Raw genomic sequence first — 17208 nt, forward strand, 5'->3', positions numbered from 1 at the left:
CGCTACTCTCCGTCCATGACGACGGGGGTGGTCCGGAGCAGGACCAGGCGTGCTGCCTCGACGGTCCTGGCAGGTCTCGTGGCCGCGGCGGTGCTGACGGGCTGTGGCGTCGACGACGACGACGTGGCCGCGCTCGAGGAGCTCGCCGGCGTCGAGCGAGCGAGCTCCAGCTGCGAGCTGGGGCGCTGCAGCGTCCGCGTGGAGGTCCGCCCGACCATCCGCGCTTCGCAGCTCACCACGGTGTTCGGCGAGGCTCGCGACACGGGCGCCACCACCGTGGAGGTCGTCGAGGGAGAGGCCGACGACGCTGCGTCGTCCGAGCCGCGTGGCTCCGACCCCCGCGTCTCGGTGTCGCTCGACGAGGACAGCGAACGATCCGCGGACGCGGCCACGGCGCGCCTCGCCGTGGCCAGCTTCGAGCTCGCCGGTGTCTCGTCGTGGGGCCTGACGCGTGCCGCCGACCGCAGCACGCTCACCGCGTCGGTGCAGGAGTCGCCCGATCTGCAGTGGCCGACGGGCCGTGACCTCTGGGACGGCGTCGCGACGCTCCCGAGCCCGGGCATGGTCCTCACGACCCGGCCGGAGAACCGTTCCGGGGCCAGCCGGCTCGTGGTCTCCGAGGAGTACCCCGAGCGTGCCGTCGCGTTCACGGTGGCGGTGGCCGAGGAGTTCGGGGCGTCCCGGCTCACCGGCGTGAGCATCGGGTCCCGGCCCGAGGACGAGGAGCAGGACGGCACGGGCGTGCTCCTCGGGGTCCGGTCCGCCTCCGACGCGACGGCGCTGGAGGCCCTCCTCGACGACGCTCGTGGCGGGGACGGCCTCGCCGTCTCCGTCGTGGTGGCTGACAACGTGCTCGCCGCCCGTCCCGACCCGACGCAGGATCCCGACGGCGGCGACACCGGCACGGAGGCCGACCGCCGCGCCCTGCTCAGCAGCCTCGAGGACGAGCCCGCCGTGAGCGCCTCGGTCCAGGCCAACACGCTCCGGGTGCGTGCCCTGGGTCCGCTCGACGAGGTACGTGCGGCCCTCGAGCGCGCCCGCCGCGCACATCCCGACTCCTACGCGCGCGTGCCGGTCACGGTCGAGCCCGACACGGTGCCGTCCGGTACCGGTTCGGGCGACCCGGAGGAGCAGGAGATCGACCTGTCGACGGTCGGCAGCCTCGACCTGCTCGACCTCGTGGCCGACCTCGGCGAGGTCGACGGCGCCGGTGCGGTCGGCGTGCAGGCGCACGGCGAGAAGTACGACTACCTGAAGCCGCCCTCCGACACCGACGCCTTCGTCTCCGTCCGGGCGGAGCGGCCCGGCATCGACGAGCTGGACGCGCTCGTGCAGGACGTGGCCCGGGTGCTGTCCCGCTGGAAGGGCCCCGAGACGTCTCTCAGCATGTCGATCGGCGTCGAGGACCCGGAGGGGCGTCAGGCCTCGGTGGTCCTGCGCATCGACCGGCGCGCGGGCACGTGGGTGGCCAGCTCCTCGGAGCGCGGGACCGAGGACAGGATCGCGAGCGGCATCCGGGCGTGGACGTCTGCGTCGTGAGCGGACCGCGATGACCAGGGTCGTCGTGGAGGTCGCCTCCGTGGTGCCCGCGCCTCAGGAGGTGGTGTGGGCTCGTGTGGCCTCGGTCGAGGGCATCGACCACGAGCTGCGCCCGTGGCTCTCGATGACGCTGCCTCGCGGTGCGAGAGGGCTCGACGTGCACTCGCTCCCGGTGGGTGTTCCGCTCGGGAAGGCGTGGATCCGTCTGTTCGGGGTGCTTCCCGTCGAGTACGACGACCTCACGGTGGTCGAGCTCGACCACGGCCGTCGGTTCCACGAGGTCTCGCGGATGCTCAGCGCGCGGCTCTGGGAGCACGAGCGCACGCTCACGCCCGGTCCGGACGGAGGCACGCACGTGCACGACCGACTCACGGTCGAGCCGCGGCTCGCGCTCGCGGCCCCCGTGGTCCGCCGGCTCGCCGTCGCGCTGTTCGGTCACCGGCACCGGCGTCTCGCGCGGTGGTGCGCCGGGCGGTCGACCGGTCCCTAGGCCTGCTTCGTGACCGCGGCGTGGATCTGGGCGACCTGCTCGGCGATGAGCGGCACCTGGTGCAGCAGCTCCAGCTCGGACTGCAGCTCCGCGAGGAGGTTCTTGACCTCACCGAGGGCCTGCCGGGTCTCGGCCAGCGTGACGTCGACCGTGCCGAGGGTCGTGTCGACGCTGCCGAGCGTGCCGTCGACACGACCGAGCACCCCGTCCACGTTCTTCAGCGCAGTGTCGGCGCGGTTGAGCACGGCGGCGGGATTCGCGGGGAGGAGGGCCATGCACGACCAACGAGCCGAAGGGCTTCTCGTCACCCCGGGCGCCGACACGGTCCCCACCGCGGGGACCGCGACGCCGAACGAGCCCCTCTCGTCATAGGCTCGCCCCCATGGATCGCCCTGCGGATCGCCTCGTGCTCCCGAGAGCCACGCGGTGGATCGTCCGGATCCTCCGTCCGTTCCTCATGGTGGCGACGAAGCGGGACTGGCGCGGCGTCGAGAAGCTGCCGACGGACGGTGGCTACGTGCTCGCCCCGAACCACCTCTCGCACCTCGACCCGATCCTCATCAGCCACTTCATGGTCGACCACCAGGTCGCGCCTCGGTTCCTGGCGAAGGACACGCTGTTCTCGGTGAAGGGGCTGGGCGCGATCCTGCACGGCGCGGAGCAGATCCCGGTCCACCGCAGCACCGAGGGTGCGGCCGAGTCGCTGCGCTCGGCCGTGGCCGCCGTCGAGTCGGGCAAGGTCGTCACCATCTACCCCGAGGGCACGATCACCCGCGACCCCGAGCTCTGGCCCATGAGCGGACGGACCGGGGCCGTGCGCGTGGCCCTGGCCACCGGTCGACCGCTCGTGCCCATGGCGCAGTGGGGGGCCCAGAAGATCCTGTGGCCCTACACCAAGGTCCCGAAGTTCCTGCCGCGCAAGACCATCCACGTCGTGATCGGCGACCCGGTCGACCTGTCCGACCTCAGGGACCGGCCGCTCACCGAGGAGGTCCTGCGCACCGCCACGGGTCGACTCATGGACGCGCTCACGGCGATGGTCGGCGAGATCCGCGGTGAGCTGCCGACGGGGCCCCGCATCGACGTGCACACGCTGGCCCGGCCGCGCAGCGACTTCCGGGCGCCCCTCGAGGGCGGCCCCGCCCCCGCACCGAACGACCCCGCACCGCATGACGTTGCACCCGCCGATCCCGGCGGTGCCGACACCCCGAAGGAGCCGTGATGGTCAGGACTGCCGTGATGGGAGCAGGATCGTGGGGCACCGCGTTCGCCCTGGTGCTGGCCGACGCCGGCAACGAGGTGCGGCTGTGGGGACGCCGAGCCGAGCTCTGCGACGCGATCAACGCCACCCACGAGAACGCCGACTACCTGCCGGGGATCGAGCTGCCCGAGGCCATCCGGGCCACGAACGACCCCCGGGAGGCGCTCGACGGCGCGGAGGTGGTCGTGCTGGCCGTCCCGTCGCAGCAGCTGCGCGCCAACCTCGGGGACTGGGGCGCCGCGATCGGTGACGACGCCGTCCTGGTGAGCCTCATGAAGGGTGTCGAGCTCGGGACCCACCTGCGGATGAGCGAGGTCATCGCCGAGCTCACCGGTGCGGGCCCCGAGCGCATCGCCGTGGTCACCGGGCCCAACCTCGCCAAGGAGATCGCCCGCCGCGAGCCGGCGGCCAGCGTGGTGGCCTGCGCCGACCAGGCCGTGGCCGAGCGCCTCCAGCAGCTCTGCCACACCGCCGCCTTCCGTCCGTACACCAACACCGACGTCATCGGCTGCGAGCTGGGCGGCACCACGAAGAACATCATCGGCCTGGCGGTCGGGGTGTGCGTGGGACTCGGGTTCGGCGACAACACCAAGGCGTCGGTGATCACGCGCGGGCTGGCCGAGACCGCCCGCCTGGGCATCGCGATCGGCGCCGACCCGCTCACCTTCTCCGGGCTCGCCGGCATGGGCGACCTGGTCGCGACCTGCTCGTCCCCGTTGTCCCGCAACCGCAGCTTCGGCGAGAAGCTGGGCCAGGGGCTCAGCGTCGAGGAGGTCACCGCGCAGACCCGTCAGGTCGCCGAGGGCGTCAAGTCCTGCCAGTCGGTCGCCGAGCTCGCCGCCGCGCACGACGTCGACATGCCGATCGTCGCCCACGTCGCCGCGCTCATCGCCGGCGAGATGGACCCGGAGAACCTGGTCAAGGCCCTCATCTCGCGCGAGGCCAAGCCCGAGGTGCGCTGACGCGGACGTCGCCCCGAGGCGTCAGATCGACGCGAGGGAGCGTTCCACGTCGTACCAGATGTCCTCGACGTCCTCGATGCCCACGGACAGCCGCACGAGGTTCTCCGGCACGCCGGACGGCTCCTGCTCGTGGCGCCGTCGCCGCTCCCACGTGGACTCCACGCCGCCGAGGCTCGTGGCGTAGGTGATGACGTCGGACAGCTCGGTGACCTTCTGCGCCGTCTCGGGACCACCCAGGACCTCGAAGGAGACGATCGTGCCCCAGCCGGGGTAGCGGACGCCGGCGACGACCCGCGACGTCTGCAGCCGGGTGGCGATCTCGCGGGCGTTGGCCTCGGCGCGGTCCAGGCGCACGTGCAGGGTGCGGATGCCGCGGGTGGCGAGCCAGCACTCGAGTGCGCCGGGGATGGCACCGAGGTTCGCGCGCCGTGCCTCGATGGCCCGGTGCGCGCGGTCGTTCCCGGTGACGACCGCGCCCAGGATCACGTCGCTGTGGCCCGAGATCAGCTTCGAGGCCGAGTGCACCACGAAGTCGGCCCCGAGCTCGAGCGGCTTCTGGCGGAGCGGCGTCGCGAAGGTGTTGTCGACGGCCACGGCCGTGCCGGACCGCGCGGCCTCGCTCGCGATGCGCTCGATGTCGGCCACCTCCAGCAGCGGGTTGGTGGGCGACTCCAGCCACACGAGGGCGGCGTCGTCGGCGGCGTCGATCACGGCCTGCGTGTCGGTGACGTCGACGAGGCGCAGGTCGATGAGTCCGCGCCGGGCACGCTCGCGCAGCTGCACGAGGGTGCCGGAGTAGGCCGCCGCGGGCGCGACGACGGCCGCCCGCGCGGGCACGAGGTCGAACACCGCGGTCGTGGCGGCCTGGCCGGAGGCGAACGCCAGGGCGCGTCCGCCCTCGAGGGCACCCAGCACCTCCTCGAACGCGGTCCAGGCCGGGTTGCCGTGCCGCCCGTACTCGGAGTCCCCGCCGGGCACGAGCGCGCTCGCGAGCGTGATCGGTGCGTTGAGTGGTGCCCCCGGGGTGCGAGCGGGTCGACCGGCTCCGACGGCGATCGTCGAGGAGGAGAGGTCGGGTCCGTGCATGGCCACCATTGTGCCCCGCCGGTCCGCATCGGCCCAGGGCCCGGGGACCCCCTTCCGTCGGTGACGTGGCGCACGCTCGGGACAGGGGTGGCCGGGCTAGGCTGTCGTGCGATGAACTCCAGCGCACCGGCAGTGACTCCGACGGGGGACTCGACCGCTCGACCCAGGGTCGCCGTCGTGTTCGGCGGTCGGTCCAGCGAGCACGGGGTCTCGTGCCTCACCGCCCGCAACGTGGTGTCCGTGATCGACCGGGGTCGGTACGACGTGACCACCGTGGGGATCACCCCCGACGGACGATGGGTGCGCGACGACCTCGGGGGCGTCGTCCCCGACGGTGGTCTGCCGCACGTCGATCCCGACGGGGCGCCGTTCGCGTGGGAGGAGCTGCGTGACGTCGACGTGGTGCTGCCGCTGCTGCACGGCCCGTGGGGCGAGGACGGCACGATCCAGGGTCTGCTGGAGATGGCGGGAGTCCGGTACGTCGGCGCCGGGGTGCTCGCGAGCTCCGTCGGCATGGACAAGCCGTTCACCAAGACCGTGTTCTCGGCCGCCGGGCTGCCGCAGATCGCTTACGTGACGATCACCCCGCGCCAGTGGGACCTCGAGCGCGAGAAGGTGCTGGACCGGGTGCGGGCGCTGCGGCTCCCCGTCTTCGTGAAGCCCGCACGCGCCGGCTCCAGCTCGGGGGTGACGAAGGTCGACGACCCCTCGCAGCTCGTGGCCGCGGTGGAGGCGGCCCGTGAGCACGATCCGAAGGTGATCGTGGAGGCGGCCGCGATCGACAAGCGCGAGCTCGAGGTCGGCGTGGTCCAGCGTCTCGACGGCACGGCCGAGGCGAGCGTGGTGGGCGAGGTCCGCAACGACGACGCGACCCACGACTTCTACGACTTCGAGGCCAAGTACCTCGACGGCTCGAGCGCCAACCTCGTGCCCGCCGACATCTCCGACGTGCTGTCCGAGCGGATCCGCGCCTACGCGATCCAGGCCTTCGAGGCGCTGGGCTGCGAGGGGCTCGCCCGCGTCGACTTCTTCCTCACCGGCACGGCCCCGGACGGTCTCGTGGTCAACGAGATCAACACCATGCCGGGCTTCACCTCCACGTCGATGTTCCCCGTGCTGTGGGAGGCCAGCGGTGTCTCGTACGCCGACCTGGTCGACCGCCTGCTGCAGCTGGCCCTGCAGCGCGAGCCCGGTCTGCGCTAGGCCGGTCTCGGCCGAGTGGCCGCGGCGAGGGTGGTGCCGGACTCACGCACGATTCTGCCTTCGGGAGTGAACCTCCGAAGGATTCTGCAGTCGCGACGGGATCCCGTCGCGAACGCAGCATCGTTCGAGCGTCCGTGCACGAACGCAGAATCGTGCGTCACTCTGGCGGCGCTCCGGGTGCTCGCCTGGTTCCGGACCCGACGCTCAGCCGCGGCAGGGCTGCTCGACCGGCAGGTGCTTGGCGATGCTCTCGGCGAGGTCGACCAGCACGTCGGCCGCGGGGTCGTGCACGGCCGGGACGTCGACCTCGACGTTCGCGCGTCGGCCGACGGTCGTGAAGCGGAAGCCGTTGGCCGTCTGCTCGTCGAACCAGTCGACCCCGTCGACGAGCTTGCACTCGGAGGTGGGCTCGAACGCCTCGGGCGTGGGGACGCCGCAGCGCAGCACCACGGGCGGGTCGCCCCACGCCGCGGCGGGGACGTCCTGCTCGAGGGTGCGTCGGTCGAGGCCGTCCACCGACGAGGGCAAGTCGGCGATCAGTGCCCCGCAGTCGACGTCGGTTCCCGGTGCGGTGGGGTAGGCGTCGACGAGCACGCCGCTGCCGCAGGCCGCGAGCGGGACGAGGCTCGCGGCGACGACGAGGCCGAGACGACGCCCGGCGTGGCGGGGCACCGTCAGATCTTGACGACGGGGCAGGTCAGCGTGCGGGTGATGCCGGGGACCTTCTGGATGCTCTGGACGACGAGCGTGCCGAGCTGGTCCATCGAAGGACCTTCTGCGCGGACGATCACGTCGTACGGGCCGGTGACGTCCTCGGACACCGTGACACCCTGGATCGCGGCGATCTCCTGCGCGACCTGGGAGGCCTTGCCGACCTCGGTCTGGACGAGGATGTAGGCCTGGACCGTCATGCTGACCTCCGTGCTCGGGAACCTCGACACCATACTCGACCTCGCAGGTGGGTCGCCGCCCGGCTGGTCCACAATGGGCGGGTGCCAGCACAGGAGCAGGGAGCGGCCGACGCCTCGAGTCCGTCGTCGGTGTCCGACGTGGGCGAGTTCGGCCTCATCGACCAGGTGCAGGCGGCCGCAGGATCGCACCCGCGGGTGCTGATCGGACCCGGTGACGACGCTGCGCACGTGCGGACCCACGACGGGACGTTCGTGGTCTCCACGGACCTCCTCGTGGAGGGTCGGCACTTCCGGCGCGACTGGTCCTCGGCGCTCGAGATCGGCCGCAAGGCCGCCGCGGCGAACCTGTCGGACGTCAACGCCATGGGGGGTGTGGCCACGGCGCTCACGGTCGGGCTCGGCGTCCCCGCGGACACTCCGTCGGCCTGGGTCGTGGAGCTGGCGAAGGGGTTCGAGCAGGAGGCCGCTCTCGTCGGTGCACACGTGGTGGGCGGTGACATGACGGCCAGCGACGTCGTGGTGGTCGCGGTCACCGTCATGGGCGACGCGCCGCGACCGGTGCGCCGGTCGGGTGCCCTGCCCGGCGACGTCGTGGCGGTGGCAGGACGGCTGGGCTGGTCCGCTGCCGGGTACGCCGCGATGAGCCGCGGGTTCCGCTCGCCGAAGGCTGCGGTGGAGGCGCACCGCTGCCCCCGGCCTCCGTACGCGGCGGGTCCGGCGGCCGCCGATGCCGGCGCGACGGCGATGATCGACGTGAGCGACGGTCTCCTCGCCGACCTCGGTCACGTCGCCGTGGCCAGCGGGGTGCTCATCGACCTGCGGTCGTCGACGCTCGCGATCGACGAGCCCGTGCGCACCGTGGCGGAGGCGCTCGGCACCGATCCGCTCGCGATGGTCCTGACCGGGGGCGAGGACTTCGCCCTCGCTGCCACGTTCAGCTCGGCGACCGAGCTGCCGGCCGGGTGGTCCGTCATCGGCTCGGTGCGCGACGTCGCGGGGGAGGAGTCGCCCGCGGTGCACGTCGACGACGCCCCCTGGGACGGCGACACCGGCTGGCAGCACTGGCGCTGACTCGCGCCGTACGACCATCCGCTGACCGAGTAGCCGCCCCGGCGACGAAGGAGCACGGGGTGGTGTGTCGAGATCGAGGCCTTGGCGCCGCCGAGCGGAAGCGTCAGTCCTGGATGCGCGCGAACGGCTGGGCGGCCTCGAGCTCGTAGGACAGCTCGAGCAGCGTGCGCTCGTCGCCGTGCAGCGCCTGGAGCTGGACGCCGATCGGCAGGCCCTCGGCGGTGCGGCCGAGCGGCAGCGAGACGGCGGGGGAGCCCGTGGCGTTGTTGAGTGGGGTGAACGCGGCGTACCGGACCAGGCGGTCGAACATCTCCGGGAACGCGCCGTTGGGTGACAGGTGCCCCAGGCGCGGCGTGGTGTGCGCCAGCGTGGGGGAGAGCGCGGCGTCGAGACGGTTCTCGGCGAAGTGCTCGCGCAGCTCGTGCTCGCTGCGCTTGAGCGTACGGATCGCCCCCGGCGTGCGCCAGAACGAGCGGGCGAAGCGGCGCGCCAGGTGCTGCGTGAGGGGGTCGGTGGCCGACTTGTCGAACTGCGGGTGCATGACCCGCTTGCCGAAGTGGTGGGTCGAGAAGGCCAGCATCGCCCAGTAGTGCTTGAACGCCTCGGCGAAGGCGTCGGCCGCGGGCAGCGGCACCTCCACGACCTCGTGCCCGAGCGACGTGAGTCGATCCGCCGTGGCGAGCACCGCCGCGCGGGTCTCGTCGTCGGTCGGCGTGTCGGTGAGCGAGTCGAGCACCAGGCCGATGCGCAGACGACGGTCGCCCGGTCCCTCGACGAGGCCGACGAGGGGGAGCCCCGGGGCCGTGCGGTGCGCCTCGGCCGCGGCCAGGAAGTGGGCGGTGTCGCGCACGGTGCGCGTGACCACGCCGTTGCAGACGACGTCGACGGGCATCTGCTCGGCGTGGGCGTCAGGCGCCAGCCGTCCCCGGGTCGGCTTGAGCCCGACCAGGCCGCACGCGGCGGCGGGGATGCGGATGGAGCCGCCACCGTCGTTGGCGTGGGCGATCGGGACGACGCCGGACGCGACGAGCGCTGCTGCGCCGCCGGAGGAGGCGCCGCTGGAGAAGTCGGTGTCCCACGGGTTGTGGGTGGCTTCCCACTGGTCGAACTCGGTGCTGGCGCTCCAGCCGAACTCCGGGAGGGAGGACTTGCCGAGCGGGACGAGGCCGGCGGCGCGCAGCTGCGTGGTGAACGGCGCGTCGGCCGCGGCCGGTGTCGGCGGGATGGCGCGCGAGCCCTGCCGCGTGGGCAGGCCTGCGACGTCGGTGTTGTCCTTGACGAACGTCGGGACGCCGGCGAGTCGACCTGTCAGGGGGCCGGACGCCAGGGCGAGCGCACGCTCGAAGTCGTCGACGACGATCGCGTTGAGGTGCGGCTCGACCGCGGCTGCACGGGCGACGGCAGCCTGAGCAGCCTCGACCGCGCTGATGCTTCCATCGGCGATCGAGGCCGCCACGCCGACGGCGTCGAGCTCACCGAGAGCATCGTCGCCGAAGGCATGGACGTGCTTCAGCGGCTGACCTTGCCGGCCTTGAGGCACGACGTGCAGACGTTCAGACGCTTGGGCGTGCCGTCGACGACGGCGCGCACGCGCTGGATGTTGGGGTCGAAACGACGCTTCGTGCGTCGGTGCGAGTGGGACACGTTGTGGCCGAAGCCAGGTCCCTTGGTGCACACGTCACAAACCGCTGCCACAGTGACCACTCCTGCTAACTCGATACGGGGATTCGTCGGACGACGAAAGATGAGGGGCGCCCGCACGGCGGGCAACCGCTCAAGGATAGCCGATGCCCACCGGGCGGGGCCAATCGCCCGTCGCGGGTGCCACCGGTACGTCCTGGGGCCACGCTAACCTCACCCCATGGTGCTGCGCCTGCGTCCCGACGCCTTCCGTGCGTGGACCCAGCTGTGCGTGCAGGCGCTGTCGGCCACCCGGGCCGAGATCGACGCGCTCAACGTGTTCCCGGTCCCCGACAGCGACACCGGGACCAACGCCTACCTGACCTTCGTGGCCGGGGCCGACGCGGTGGCGGCACTGCCCGACGACGTCGCCCTCGCCGACCTCGTCCGCGCCCACACCGACGGCCTGCTCACGGGAGCCAAGGGCAACAGCGGCGTCATTCTCTCCCAGCTCGTGCGCGCCACCTTCCACGACCTGTCCCTCGACGCCCCCGTCGAGCCCGCCGACGTCGCGCGGTCCTTCCGGGCCGCGTCCGATGCCGCGCACGCCGCCGTGGGTCGGCCGGTCGAGGGCACCATCTTGTCGGTGGCCCGGGCGGCGGCCGAGGGGGCCGAGCACGCGGTGGAGTCCGGCGCGGAGGCCCGCGACGTGTTCGCCCTGGCTGCCGCGTCGGCGCGGGTCGCGCTGGCCAGGACGCCCGAGCAGATGCCGAGGCTCGCCCAGGCCGGCGTGGTCGACGCGGGCGGTCGCGCCCTCGTGGTGGTGCTCGACGCCACCGAGCGCGCCCTCACCGGCCGCGCCCCCGAGCCGGCGGCCCACCACGTGCCGCGCCCCGTGGCGCCCGCCGGCGACGACTTCGTCGAAGGGGGTCCGGGCTACGAGGTCATGTACCTGCTCGACGCCGACGACAGCGAGATCCCCGCACTGCGCACCGCGCTCGACGGCCTGGGCGACTCGCTCGTCGTCGTGGGCGGCGAACGGCTGTGGAACGTCCACGTGCACGTCGACGACGTGGGCGCCGCGATCGAGGCCGGCATGCAGGCCGGCCGGCCGTACCGCATCGCCGTCACCCACTTCGCCGACCAGATCGCCCGTCAGCGGGGCGAGGCCGCGGTCGGTCGTGCCGTCGTGGTGGCCGCCACCGGCGCCGGGCTGGCCGACCTGTGCCGCGAGGCCGGGGCCCACGTCCTCGAGTTCACCCGTGACCGGCCCGTCGACGTCGCCACGATGCTCGGGACGCTGCGTTCCCTCGACGTCGCGGAGATCGTGGTGCTGCCCAACAACCAGCGCTACGTCGGCCTGTTCGACGCGGCGGCCAAGCAGGTGCGCGCCGACGGCGTGCGCGTCGCGGTCATCCCCACCCACGCCCAGGTGCAGGGTCTGGCGGCACTGGCGGTCCACGACCCCGGCCTGGACTTCGACGAGGACGTCGTCGCCATGTCGAGCGCGGCCGCCCACACCCAGCACGGCGCCGTCACGGTGGCCACCGAGCCGGGCATCACGATGGCCGGCCCGTGCGACGTCGGCGACGTGCTCGGCGTGGTCTCCGGCGACTTCGCGGTGGTCGGTCACGACGTCGCCGAGGTCGCGGGTGCGGTCCTCGACCGGCTCGTGTCCCCGGCGGCCGAGCTGGTCACCCTGGTCGTCGGCGACGGAGCCGACGACGACGTCGCGCAGGAGCTGTCCCGCCGCCTCCGGGCCGAGCGGGTCGACGTCGACGTGGTCGTCTACCAGGGCGGCCAGGAGAACTACCCGCTGTTCGTCGCGGTGGAGTAGGAGTGGGGCAGTGAGCACGACCCCCGCAGGCACGCCGACCAACCCGCCGGCCAACCCGCCGCACCGTCGGCTGCGCTCGGTCGTGGGCGACGCGACGGCCAAGAAGCTGGCCACGCTCGGGCTCGAGACCATCGACGACCTGCTGCGCCACTACCCGCGGCGCTACGTGTCGCTGGGCGAGATGACGGACCTCGCGGCGCTCCAGGTCGGCCAGTACGCCACGGTCATGGCCCGCGTGGTCGAGGCGGTGAACCGACGCTTCGGCCCGGGCGGGCGCAAGACCCGCACGGAGGTGACCATCACCGACGGGAACGCGCGGATCACCCTCACGTTCTTCTCCCAGCCGTGGCGGCAGGCGCAGCTGGCGCCCGGCACGGTCGGGCTGTTCGCCGGCGAGGTCGGTGCGTTCAACGGCCGCCTCCAGCTCACCCATCCCCTGTACGAGCCGCTCGAGGGTCCCGACGCCATGGAGGGACGGATCGCGCGCGGCATCATCCCGATCTACCGGGCGAGCGCGAAGATCCCCTCGCTCGCCATCGAGCGCTCCGTCGAGACGGTGCTGGCGATCGCCGACGTCGAGGACCCGGTCCCGGCCGACGTCCGGGCGTCCCGGGGCCTGCCGGCCGCCCCCGAGGCGTTCGAGATGATCCACCGGCCCCGCTCCACCGAGCAGTGGCAACTCGCGCGCGACCGCTTCCGCTTCGAGGAGGCGTTCGTGCTGCAGACGGTGTTCGCCCAGCGTCGGCACGCCGCCCTGGGCCAGTCCGCAGCACCGCGACCCCGTCGCGTCGGCGGTCTGCGCGACGCCTTCGAGGAGCAGCTGCCGTTCACGCTCACCGACGGCCAGCGGGCCGTGGTGGCCGAGATCGAGGCCGACCTCGCCCGCGAGCACCCGATGCACCGGTTGCTCCAGGGTGAGGTCGGCTCGGGCAAGACGATCGTCGCGCTCCTTGCCATGCTCCAGGTCGTCGACGACGGCGCGCAGGCCGTGCTCCTGGCGCCCACCGAGGTGCTGGCGGCGCAGCACCACCGCGGCATCACGGCCATGCTCGGGGCGCTCGCGCAGGGCGGGATGCTCGGGGGAGCGGCCGAGGGCACGCGGGTGCGGCTGCTCACCGGTTCCATGGGGGCCAAGGCGCGCAAGGAGGCCCTGCTCGACGCCGCGTCCGGTGCCGCCGGGATCGTCATCGGCACCCATGCGGTGCTGCAGGACACCGTGCAGCTGGCCGAGCTCGGGCTCCTGGTGATCGACGAGCAGCACCGGTTCGGCGTCGAGCAGCGCGCCGTGCTGGTCGACCGCACGGAGGTCAAGCCGCACGTCCTCGTCATGACGGCCACGCCCATCCCGCGCACGATCGCGATGACGGTGTTCGGCGACCTCGAGACCTCGACGTTGAGCGAGCTGCCCGGCGGACGTCGGCCCATCCAGACCACCGTGGTCCCGGCGGCGGAGCGCCCCGACTGGCTCGCGCGGGCCTGGGACCGGGTGCGCGAGGAGGTCGCCGAGGGCCGGCAGGCCTACGTGGTCGTGTCGCGGATCGGCCAGGACGCCGAAGGGACGGTGGCCGAGGCCGCAGACCCCGACGCCCCACCGACCCGGTCCCTGCTGGACCTGCACGACGAGCTGGCCACCGGCCCGCTCGAGGGCCTGCGCCTTGGCATGCTGCACGGACGCCAGCCGGCCGACGAGAAGGACGCGACGATGACCGCCTTCGCGCGGGGCGAGATCGACGTGCTCGTGGCCACCACGGTGATCGAGGTGGGGGTCGACGTGCCCAACGCCACGGTGATGGTGGTCGTCGACGCCGAGCGGTTCGGGGTGTCGCAGCTGCACCAGCTGCGCGGACGCGTCGGTCGTGGTGGCCATCCCGGCCTGTGCCTGCTGGTCACCTCGGCGGAGGAGGAGTCGCCGTCGCGCGAGCGTCTCGACGCCGTCGCGTCCACGTCCGACGGCTTCGCCCTGTCGCGGCTCGACGCCGAGCAGCGGCGCGAGGGCGACGTGCTGGGTGCCGCCCAGTCGGGCATCCGCAGCAGCCTGCGCCTGCTGTCGGTGGTCAAGGACGAGAAGATCATCGCCGACGCGCGCGAGGTCGCGACCGCGTTCGTCGAGTCCGATCCCGCGCTCGACTCGGCACCGGACCTCCGGCTCGCCGTCGACCGGCTCGAGCAGTCCCGGCAGGCCGACTACCTGGAGCGCACGTGACGCGGGTGATCGCCGGGACGTGGGGCGGTCGACGGCTCCGCACGCCCTCCGGCGACGGCACCCGTCCCACGTCCGACCGGGTGCGCGAGTCGCTCTTCGCGTCGTTGGTCTCGCTGTTCGGGGGGCTGGACGGGCTCCGGGTGCTCGACGTCTACGCAGGATCCGGGGCGCTCGCCCTCGAGGCGCTGTCGCGTGGTGCCGCCTCGGCCGACCTGGTCGAGTCCGACCGTCGGGCAGTGCAGGTGGCGCAGCAGAACGTCCGCGACCTCGGCGCCGAGGCCGTCGTGCACCGCACGAGCGCGGCGAGCTTCGTCGGGTCGGCGACGGGTCCCTACGACCTGGTCCTCCTGGACCCGCCCTACGCCGTCAGCACCGACGACGTCGCGGCCGTCGTCAGCGGGCTCCACGCGGTGCTGGCCGACGACGCCGTGGTGGTCGTGGAGCGCTCGACCCGCACGCCGTTCGTGTGGCCGCCGGGCTTCGAGGGCTTCCGGGAGCGGGCGCACGGCGAGACGACCGTGTGGTTCGGAGCCCGCAGCGACGAGCCCTGATAGCGTCGGCGCCGTGACCCGTGTCGTCTGCCCCGGCTCCTTCGACCCGGTGACCAACGGTCACCTCGACATCGTGCGCCGGGCGTCCCGGTTGTTCGACGAGGTAGTCGTGGCCGTGCTGGTCAACGAGAACAAGAAGAGCCTGTTCTCGCTCGAGGAGCGCATGGACCTGCTCGCCCGAGCCACCTCCGACCTGCCGAACGTGTCGGTCGACTCCTTCCAGGGCCTGCTGGTCGACTTCTGCACCGAGCACGACGTGTCGGCCATCGTGAAGGGCCTGCGGGCGGTCTCGGACTTCGACTACGAGCTGCAGATGGCCCAGATGAACGGCAGCCTCACCGACGTCGACACCGTGTTCATCCCCACCAGTCCCGAGTACTCCTTCCTGGCCTCGAGCCTGGTCAAGGAGGTCGCGAAGGGCGGGGGAGACGTGAGCGGGCTGGTGCCCGACTTCGTGCTCGCGCGCCTGGACGAGGTCTTCGGCCGCTCCTGAGCTCCGCGGACGGCTCAGTCGTCCGGCAGCGTCGGCATGGCGGGCCGCTCGCCCCGCCCGAGCTGGGCACCTCGACGCACCGCGCGTGCTCCGAAGCGATCACGCACGGCGTCGACCGCCGAGTCGAGCCCGGGGTCGTCGGCGGCCGTGAGCGGGAGCAGCAGCTGCTCGCCGTGGTCGTCGAGGCCGGCGGCCTGGAAGCCGACGAGGGTGATGCCCCGCCGAGCGATCTCGCCGTGACGCGACCGCAGCAGGTGCATCACGGCCTCGAGCAGCACCTGGGTGTGGGCGCTCGGCCGGGGCAGTGTGTGCGAGGTGGTGGAGCTGGTGAAGTCGTCGAACCGCACCCGCAGCACCACGGTCGACGCCGTCCGCCCCGCCGAGCGCAGACGCCGCGCCACGCGGTCGACGAGGCCGAGGAGCACCACCTCGACCTCCTGAGGGGTCCGTTCACCCCGGCCGAGGGCGTGCTGGGCCCCCATGGAGCGCCGCGACGGACGGGCCCGCACGCGCCGCGGGTCGTGGCCCGAGGCGAGCGCGTGCAGGTGTGCGGCCGCACCGACACCGACCAGCGAGGCGAGCTCACCTCGCTCCAGGGCGGCGACGTCGGCGATGGTGCGGATGCGGGCGGCGTGCAGCTTCTCGGTGGTGCGCGGCCCGACGCCCCACAGGGCCTGGACCGGCAGGGAGAGCAGGAAGCGGCGTTCGTCGTCGAGCGGGATCACGAGCAGGCCGTCGGGCTTGGCCATGGCGCTGCCGACCTTGGCGAGGTACTTGGTGCGCGCGACGCCCACCGAGATGGGCAGCCCGACCCGCTCGCGCACGTCGGCGCGCAGCTGCGTGGCGATCTGCGACGGTGCGCCCCGGATGCGGCGGAGGCCGCCGACCTCGAGGAACGCCTCGTCGATCGAGACGCCCTCGACCAGCGGGGTGGTGTCGTCGAAGACGGCGAACACCTCGCGGCTGGCCTGCGTGTAGGCCGCCGGACGGGGCGGCACCACCACCAGGTCGGGGCACAGCCGGAGGGCCTGACGCAGCCCCATCGCCCCCTTCACACCTCGGGCGCGTGCCTCGTAGGAGGCCGCCATGACCACGCCCCCGCCGACGGCCACCGGACGGCCGCGCAGCGCGGGGTCGTCGCGGATCTCGACGGAGGCGAAGAAGGAGTCGAGGTCGGCGTGCAGCACCGTTCCCTCGCGCTCCGCCGACGTCTCCACGGCTCGAGGGTCCCACCGTCCACCGACATACGGGGGCCCATCGGTCCGGGGAGGCCCCGGAGGGCCCGGGCGGGTCGTAGGGTGCAGGTACGCGATTGGTGTCGCGGCGCGGGCACCGGTTATGATGGACGGCGGCCTGCTTGCAGGCTGTGATCTGCTGTGCACATCGACGGACGGACGTGAACGTGCAACCGGGCCCCTTGGTCTTCGACACCCAGGTGTTGGGACGCCGACCAGGGACCGAGCGTACGTTCACCAGGACCATCGAGGCGCCGGCGGATCTGGGCCACGACGTCTACGGCGTGCCCGAGGGATCGTCCATCGATCTCGAGCTCCGGCTCGAGGCCGTCATGGACGGGGTGCTGGCCACCGGCACCGCCTCGGCGCGAGCAGTGGGCGAGTGCGTCCGCTGCCTGGACCGGCTCGACGACACCGTCGTGGTGGACCTGCAGGAGCTGTACCTGTACGACCCGATCGGCGCCGGCGACGGTGCTGAGGAGGACGGGGAGGAAGACGAGCTTCCGGCCCTCGAGGACGACCTGCTCGACCTCGAACCCGTCCTGCGGGACGCGGTGGTGCTCGCACTGCCGCTCAACCCCGTGTGTGATCCGGAATGTCCGGGACTGTGCCCCGAGTGCGGGGCGCGCCTCGCGGACGATCCAGACCACACACACGGCGATCCGATCGACCCCCGCTGGGCGTCGTTGGGCCGCTTGACCCAGAACCTCCCGGGCGATGTCCCGGGGCCGAACAAGGAGTAGATC

At 72.9% G+C, this 17208-nt stretch carries 18 protein-coding genes; 11 read left to right on the forward strand and 7 right to left on the reverse strand.

Features of this window, described 5'->3' with window-relative positions; translation table 11 throughout:
- Positions 1 to 15: 15 nt before the first annotated feature.
- Together NBW76_RS08090 and NBW76_RS08095 are read left to right on the forward strand one after the other, a co-directional pair.
- Positions 16 to 1539: a hypothetical protein gene (locus NBW76_RS08090; RefSeq protein WP_156364827.1), complete on the forward strand. Its 1524-nt coding sequence runs from the start codon at positions 16 to 18 to the stop codon at positions 1537 to 1539.
- 10 nt (positions 1540 to 1549) lie between these two features.
- Complete coding sequence (locus tag NBW76_RS08095; protein WP_056555405.1) at positions 1550 to 2029, forward strand: hypothetical protein; 480 nt, start codon at positions 1550 to 1552, stop codon at positions 2027 to 2029.
- Here NBW76_RS08095 and NBW76_RS08100 read toward each other — a convergent pair.
- Positions 2026 to 2304: a hypothetical protein gene (locus NBW76_RS08100; RefSeq protein WP_056555408.1), complete on the reverse strand. Its 279-nt coding sequence runs from the start codon at positions 2302 to 2304 to the stop codon at positions 2026 to 2028. The two genes, NBW76_RS08095 and NBW76_RS08100, sit on opposite strands and share 4 nt — an antisense overlap.
- Positions 2305 to 2411: 107 nt before the next feature.
- Here NBW76_RS08100 and NBW76_RS08105 point away from each other — a divergent pair, with 107 nt between their 5' ends.
- A complete protein-coding gene (locus NBW76_RS08105) occupies positions 2412 to 3251 on the forward strand; it encodes a 1-acyl-sn-glycerol-3-phosphate acyltransferase (RefSeq protein ID WP_082480700.1) in 840 nt (279 codons plus the stop codon).
- Complete coding sequence (locus tag NBW76_RS08110; protein ID WP_055965428.1) at positions 3251 to 4252, forward strand: NAD(P)H-dependent glycerol-3-phosphate dehydrogenase; 1002 nt, start codon at positions 3251 to 3253, stop codon at positions 4250 to 4252. Before NBW76_RS08105 ends, NBW76_RS08110 begins: the two co-directional genes overlap by 1 nt.
- A 21-nt stretch (positions 4253 to 4273) precedes the next feature.
- Here NBW76_RS08110 and NBW76_RS08115 read toward each other — a convergent pair whose 3' ends face one another.
- Positions 4274 to 5338: a PLP-dependent aspartate aminotransferase family protein gene (locus NBW76_RS08115; protein WP_056555759.1), complete on the reverse strand. Its 1065-nt coding sequence runs from the start codon at positions 5336 to 5338 to the stop codon at positions 4274 to 4276.
- A gap of 111 nt (positions 5339 to 5449) precedes the next feature.
- On the opposite strand from NBW76_RS08115, the gene NBW76_RS08120 reads away from it, so the two are divergent.
- The gene (locus tag NBW76_RS08120) at positions 5450 to 6541 is read left to right on the forward strand and encodes a D-alanine--D-alanine ligase family protein (protein WP_055965431.1); all 1092 of its coding nucleotides are present in this window, start codon (positions 5450 to 5452) and stop codon (positions 6539 to 6541) included.
- Positions 6542 to 6745: 204 nt separating this feature from the next.
- Here NBW76_RS08120 and NBW76_RS08125 read toward each other — a convergent pair whose 3' ends face one another.
- Together NBW76_RS08125 and NBW76_RS08130 are read right to left on the reverse strand one after the other, a co-directional pair.
- Positions 6746 to 7213 (reverse strand): DUF3515 domain-containing protein, encoded by a 468-nt coding sequence (locus NBW76_RS08125; protein WP_056555411.1) that lies wholly within the window; start codon positions 7211 to 7213, stop codon positions 6746 to 6748.
- Between the two features lie 2 nt (positions 7214 to 7215).
- The gene (locus NBW76_RS08130; RefSeq protein WP_055966413.1) at positions 7216 to 7452 is read right to left on the reverse strand and encodes an Lrp/AsnC family transcriptional regulator; all 237 of its coding nucleotides are present in this window, start codon (positions 7450 to 7452) and stop codon (positions 7216 to 7218) included.
- 81 nt (positions 7453 to 7533) lie between these two features.
- Between NBW76_RS08130 and NBW76_RS08135 the strand changes: the two genes are divergently transcribed.
- Positions 7534 to 8523: a thiamine-phosphate kinase gene (locus tag NBW76_RS08135; protein ID WP_055965437.1), complete on the forward strand. Its 990-nt coding sequence runs from the start codon at positions 7534 to 7536 to the stop codon at positions 8521 to 8523.
- A 103-nt stretch (positions 8524 to 8626) separates the two neighbouring features.
- Here the strand turns inward: NBW76_RS08135 and NBW76_RS08140 are convergent, their stop codons facing one another.
- Together NBW76_RS08140 and rpmB are read right to left on the reverse strand one after the other, a co-directional pair.
- Positions 8627 to 10063 (reverse strand): amidase, encoded by a 1437-nt coding sequence (locus tag NBW76_RS08140; RefSeq protein WP_235493008.1) that lies wholly within the window; start codon positions 10061 to 10063, stop codon positions 8627 to 8629.
- Positions 10033 to 10218, reverse strand: coding sequence for a 50S ribosomal protein L28 (rpmB, locus tag NBW76_RS08145; protein WP_055965440.1), 186 nt, complete (start codon positions 10216 to 10218; stop codon positions 10033 to 10035). The genes NBW76_RS08140 and rpmB overlap by 31 nt, the downstream gene beginning before the upstream one ends.
- 166 nt (positions 10219 to 10384) lie before the next feature.
- Between rpmB and NBW76_RS08150 the strand changes: the two genes are divergently transcribed.
- From NBW76_RS08150 to coaD, 4 genes are read left to right on the forward strand one after another with little or no spacing between them, the layout of a single operon-like run.
- A complete protein-coding gene (locus tag NBW76_RS08150) occupies positions 10385 to 11980 on the forward strand; it encodes a DAK2 domain-containing protein (RefSeq protein WP_055965445.1) in 1596 nt (531 codons plus the stop codon).
- Positions 11981 to 11990: 10 nt separating this feature from the next.
- Positions 11991 to 14183: an ATP-dependent DNA helicase RecG gene (recG, locus tag NBW76_RS08155; protein ID WP_200932676.1), complete on the forward strand. Its 2193-nt coding sequence runs from the start codon at positions 11991 to 11993 to the stop codon at positions 14181 to 14183.
- Positions 14180 to 14734 (forward strand): 16S rRNA (guanine(966)-N(2))-methyltransferase RsmD, encoded by a 555-nt coding sequence (rsmD, locus tag NBW76_RS08160; RefSeq protein ID WP_056555414.1) that lies wholly within the window; start codon positions 14180 to 14182, stop codon positions 14732 to 14734. Before recG ends, rsmD begins: the two co-directional genes overlap by 4 nt.
- A gap of 13 nt (positions 14735 to 14747) precedes the next feature.
- A complete protein-coding gene (gene coaD / locus NBW76_RS08165; RefSeq protein ID WP_055965456.1) occupies positions 14748 to 15227 on the forward strand; it encodes a pantetheine-phosphate adenylyltransferase in 480 nt (159 codons plus the stop codon).
- 14 nt (positions 15228 to 15241) lie between these two features.
- Here the strand turns inward: coaD and dinB are convergent, their stop codons facing one another.
- Positions 15242 to 16444, reverse strand: a complete 1203-nt coding sequence (dinB, locus tag NBW76_RS08170) for a DNA polymerase IV (protein WP_056555417.1) — start codon at positions 16442 to 16444, stop codon at positions 15242 to 15244.
- Between the two features lie 200 nt (positions 16445 to 16644).
- On the opposite strand from dinB, the gene NBW76_RS08175 reads away from it, so the two are divergent.
- On the forward strand, positions 16645 to 17205 hold the full coding sequence (locus NBW76_RS08175) for a DUF177 domain-containing protein (protein ID WP_235493009.1): 561 nt from the start codon (positions 16645 to 16647) through the stop codon (positions 17203 to 17205).
- Positions 17206 to 17208 lie beyond the last annotated feature (3 nt).

Origin of the sequence: Aeromicrobium sp. Leaf245, assembly GCF_942548115.1 — a bacterium.
Classification (GTDB): Bacteria; Actinomycetota; Actinomycetes; order Propionibacteriales; family Nocardioidaceae; genus Aeromicrobium.

Excerpts from the sequence above, each read along its gene's own strand:
- NBW76_RS08095 (WP_056555405.1), top strand. The coding sequence starts at position 1,550 with ATGACCAGGGTCGTCGTGGAGGTCGCCTCCGTGGTGCCCGCGCCTCAG.
- NBW76_RS08105 (WP_082480700.1), top strand. The coding sequence starts at position 2,412 with ATGGATCGCCCTGCGGATCGCCTCGTGCTCCCGAGAGCCACGCGGTGG.
- NBW76_RS08090 (WP_156364827.1), top strand. The coding sequence starts at position 16 with ATGACGACGGGGGTGGTCCGGAGCAGGACCAGGCGTGCTGCCTCGACG.
- NBW76_RS08120 (WP_055965431.1), top strand. The coding sequence starts at position 5,450 with ATGAACTCCAGCGCACCGGCAGTGACTCCGACGGGGGACTCGACCGCT.
- NBW76_RS08100 (WP_056555408.1), bottom strand. The coding sequence starts at position 2,304 with ATGGCCCTCCTCCCCGCGAATCCCGCCGCCGTGCTCAACCGCGCCGAC.
- NBW76_RS08115 (WP_056555759.1), bottom strand. The coding sequence starts at position 5,338 with ATGCACGGACCCGACCTCTCCTCCTCGACGATCGCCGTCGGAGCCGGT.
- NBW76_RS08150 (WP_055965445.1), top strand. The coding sequence starts at position 10,385 with ATGGTGCTGCGCCTGCGTCCCGACGCCTTCCGTGCGTGGACCCAGCTG.
- NBW76_RS08110 (WP_055965428.1), top strand. The coding sequence starts at position 3,251 with ATGGTCAGGACTGCCGTGATGGGAGCAGGATCGTGGGGCACCGCGTTC.
- NBW76_RS08130 (WP_055966413.1), bottom strand. The coding sequence starts at position 7,452 with ATGACGGTCCAGGCCTACATCCTCGTCCAGACCGAGGTCGGCAAGGCC.